The sequence below is a fragment of the Streptomyces inusitatus genome (assembly GCF_014651115.1).
Taxonomy (GTDB): Bacteria; Actinomycetota; Actinomycetes; order Streptomycetales; family Streptomycetaceae; genus Streptomyces; species Streptomyces amakusaensis.
Map to the genome: position 1 here is coordinate 1 of NZ_BMWG01000085.1, position 904 is coordinate 904.

The 904-nt window shown below is 69.0% G+C and carries 1 protein-coding gene; it reads right to left on the reverse strand.

Annotation, left to right across the window (positions count from 1 at the left end):
- Positions 1–18: 18 nt before the first annotated feature.
- Positions 19–881 (reverse strand): IS5 family transposase gene (locus IE247_RS33920; RefSeq protein ID WP_373305653.1). Its coding sequence is split into 2 segments (ribosomal slippage): positions 19–533 and positions 533–881, totalling 864 coding nucleotides; the frame shifts between segments, so codons are not numbered across the junction.
- Positions 882–904 lie beyond the last annotated feature (23 nt).

A 904-nucleotide genomic window follows, 5' to 3' on the forward strand; every position in this document is an offset into this window, starting at 1 on the left:
TAGGCCGTTTCTTAGCGATCACCTTGCTGACCAGATGTGGATGGCGGCGAGGTGGAGTCCGGCGAGGTAGATGGTGGCGGTCTTGTCGTAGCGGGTGGCCAGGCCGCGCCATTGCTTGATCTTGTTGATGGCCCGTTCGACCGTGTTCCGCTGTTTGTAGGCCTCGCGGTCGAACGCCGGTGGGCGGCCACCTCGGCTGCCGAGCCGTTTGCGGTGGGCGGCCTGGTCGGCGGGCTGCGGGATCACCGCCCGGATCCCGCGACGGCGCAGGTGCGAGCGGATGGCGCGGGACGAGTACGCCTTGTCCCCGAGGACCATGTCCGGTGCCGTTCGCGGTCGTCCGACGGGCCGTGGCACACGGATGAGTGCCATGACCCGGGGGAAGGCCGGTGCGTCGCCGGCCTGGCCCGGGGTGATCACGAATGCGAGCGGGCGGCAGCGGCCGTCGGCCGCGAGGTGGATCTTCGTCGTCAGTCCGCCGCGGGACCGGCCGAGGGCATGATCGTGCGGCTCGCCGGCCGGGGCCCCTTTTGACGGGCCCCGGCGGCGTGCTGGTGGGCACGGACGATCGTGGAGTCCACCGAGACGACCCAGTCCAGGTCGTCCTCCGCGTCCGCCTCGGCGAGAAGCGCGGCGAATACACGCTCCCACGTGCCGTCGATCGCCCACATCCGCAGCCTGCTGTGGGCGCCCTTCCACGAACCGAACCGTTCGGGCAGGTCCATCCACGGTGTGCCCGTCCGGTACTTGAAGGCGATCGCGTCGATCACCTGCCGGTGATCACGCCACCGGCCACCCCGCCGGGGTGTTCGATCAGGCAGCAATGGCTTAATCCGCGCCCACTGGGCGTCAGTCAACGACACACCTGAACCAACGACCAGAAGATCCCTAAGAAACGCCCTAG